The following is a 2,685-nucleotide window of genomic DNA, read 5'->3' as shown; positions in this document are numbered from 1 at the left end:
CGCGGGCAGGTATGCCAGCCCGCTACCGCATCTCGATCACCACCTTGCCCTTCGTCCGACCGCTATCGACATAAGCCAAGGCGCTTTCGGTCTGCTGGAAGGGGAACACCCTGTCGATGACCGGGCGAAGCGCACCGGATTCGACCAGCGCGGTGATCTCGCCCAACTGGTCCCCGTCGGCGCGCATGAACAGGAACGTGTAGTCCACCCCCCTCTGCCTGGCCTTGCTGCGGATCCGATGGCTGAGCAGACGCATGACCTGCTTCACCGGCCAGGCGAGACCGCGCGCAGTGGCAAACGCAGGCGTGGGTGGCCCCGAAATGGAAATGAGGTGTCCACCCGGCCTGAGGATCTGCAGTGAGCGGAACAGCTCATCCTTGCCCAGGCTGTTGAGCACCACATCGTAGTCGCGCAGCTCCGTCGCGAAATCCTGCTGCCGGTAATCGATGACGACATCCGCGCCAAGATCCTTCACCCATGCCACGTTGGCGGTACTGGTCGTCGTGGCGACAAAGGCGCCAAGGTGCTTGGCCAACTGGATCGCTACCGTCCCGACGCCGCCGGAGCCGGCCTGGATGAAGACCTTCTGCCCCGGTTTCACCCGCGCGGTCTCCACCAACGCCTGCCACGCCGTCAACGCAACCAGTGGCAGCGAGGCGGCCTCCATCATGTCCAGGTTGCCCGGCTTTCGCGCTACGGACGCTGCCTTGACCGCGACGAACTCGGCGAACGTGCCGATGCGGTCATCCTCCACGCGGGCATACACCTCGTCGCCCGGCTTGAACGCCTGCACCCCGGCGCCGACACGCTCGACCGTGCCAGCGAGATCATTACCAAGAACCAACGGCAGGCGATAGGGGAGGATGACCTTGAACTCACCGGTCCGGATCCGGGTGTCCAGTGCATTGACGCTGGCCGCGTGCACGCGGACGAGCACATCATCATCGCGTAGCGCCGGCGTTGGCACATCGTCGATGTGACCCGTTTCCTTCTTGCCATAACGGTCGATCAGGAAGGCTTTCATGGCGGTGTATGTCCGGCTGTATGATGCCCTTGGAGTGCAGGCCAGGGCAGGGTGTAGAGGGGTCCTTCGTTACCGTCGTTGATAAACGCCGTCATCCGGCGCTGCGGTAGCGGTCCGCCGCCTGCGCCTGCCGGATATTGGAGAGCACGCCGAGACGCGAGGCCTCCAGCGCATCCCAACTTTCCGCCACATGCAGCGGTGGAATGGTGACGGCCTCGCGGCGATCAAAACCGACCAGCGCTGCATCCACCAGCTCGCCCACATCCATCACTTCCGGCAACGTGGTGATGTCGATGCCGGCACGCTCCCATATCTCGGTGCGCGTGGCCGCAGGCAGCACGGCCTGCACGTAAACGCCCTTGGGCGACAGTTCCAGTGTGAGGCCCTGCGACAGGAACAGCACGAAGGCCTTGGTCGCGCCGTAGACGCTCATGCCGAACTCCGGCGCCAGTCCAACCACCGAGCCGATGTTGATGATCGCACCTTCGCCGGCAGCGGCCAGCCGTGGCGCGACGGCCGCGGCCAGGCGGGTAAGCGCGATGGTGTTCAGCGTGACAAGTCGTTCGATGCCGTCCGACGTCTGCTCGGTGAAACCACCCGACTGGGCCATGCCTGCATTGTTGACCAGGATGCCGATGCGGGCATCATCGCGCAGACGCGCTTCAACGGCGTCCAGGTCGGTGCGCTGGGTCAGATCGGCCGCAAGTACCTCGACAGCAACACCGCTCTCGCGTCGCAGGCGCTCGGCCAGGGTGTCCAGCCGCGCCTTGTCTCGTGCGACCAGGAGCAGATCGTGACCTCGGCGGGCGAAACGCTCGGCGTAAACGGCACCGATGCCGCTGGAGGCGCCGGTTATGAGGACAGTAGGAAGCACGTTCATGGAATGTCTCGCGGGCGTTGTTTCGGATGGGGTGAGCGGGGCGGGGAGGGGCGGACCTGCATGCGGCAGTGCTTAATGATGATGACCATCATCCGAGGTGTCAATGGTTTGATGATGGGTATCATCTTTGCGTGGTAGACTGCGCTCCGATCGCACCAGGGCGAAAAGAGACATCGAGTCATGAAAGTCACCAAGGCACAGGCGCAGGCCAACCGAGCGCAGATCGTCGACACCGCATCAATGCTCTTCAGGGAGCGGGGCTACGACGGCGTTGGCGTGGCAGACCTGATGGCCGCCGCCGGGTTCACCCACGGTGGCTTTTACAAGCACTTCGGGTCCAAGGCCGACCTGATGGCCGAGGCTGCGAGCTGCGGGCTGGCGAAATCTGCAGATGCCGCAGCCCAGATGGATGTGCTGGGTTTCATGAGCTACTACCTGTCCCGGGAGCATCGGGACGCGCCAGGCCAAGGCTGCACGCTTGCAGCCTTGTGCACCGACGCTTCGCGCCAGCCGGAAACCGTGAAGGCGGCCTTTGCGGCCGGGATCGAGGCGCAGCTGGCCTCATCACGTTCGCCACAAGGCCAGGCGGACGACACCCCCTCCGAACAGGCGCGTGCGCGGCGCATCGCCCTGATGGCCCAAGCCGTCGGCGCGATGGTGCTGTCCCGGTCCTGCCCGGACGAGTCGCCTTTGGCGGACGAAATCCTGAATGTCTGCCGGGCGGACGTGCTGGCGCGTCTGTCAGGCCTGCGCCAAGGCAGTTCAGCCGCGCAGGCTGAGC

3 protein-coding genes are annotated in these 2,685 nt (G+C 64.8%); 1 reads left to right on the top strand and 2 read right to left on the bottom strand.

Annotation, left to right across the window (positions count from 1 at the left end; translation table 11 throughout):
* Window positions 1-22: 22 nt before the first annotated feature.
* Together KVS69_RS18055 and KVS69_RS18050 are read right to left on the bottom strand one after the other, a co-directional pair.
* Window positions 23-1,024, bottom strand: coding sequence for an NADP-dependent oxidoreductase (locus KVS69_RS18055; protein WP_217539386.1), 1,002 nt, complete (start codon window positions 1,022-1,024; stop codon window positions 23-25).
* Between the two features lie 91 nt (window positions 1,025-1,115).
* The gene (locus KVS69_RS18050; protein WP_217539385.1) at window positions 1,116-1,904 is read right to left on the bottom strand and encodes an SDR family oxidoreductase; all 789 of its coding nucleotides are present in this window, start codon (window positions 1,902-1,904) and stop codon (window positions 1,116-1,118) included.
* A gap of 180 nt (window positions 1,905-2,084) precedes the next feature.
* Here KVS69_RS18050 and KVS69_RS18045 point away from each other — a divergent pair.
* Window positions 2,085-2,685 (top strand): TetR family transcriptional regulator (locus KVS69_RS18045; RefSeq protein ID WP_217539384.1); only part of this gene is annotated, 601 nt, incomplete at its 3' end.

This window comes from Stenotrophomonas sp. GbtcB23 (assembly GCF_019091045.1).
GTDB classification, from domain to species: domain Bacteria; phylum Pseudomonadota; class Gammaproteobacteria; order Xanthomonadales; family Xanthomonadaceae; genus Stenotrophomonas; species Stenotrophomonas rhizophila_A.
The sequence above is the reverse complement of the archived record's forward strand: the minus strand, read 5'-3'. Positions and strand labels throughout refer to the sequence as shown.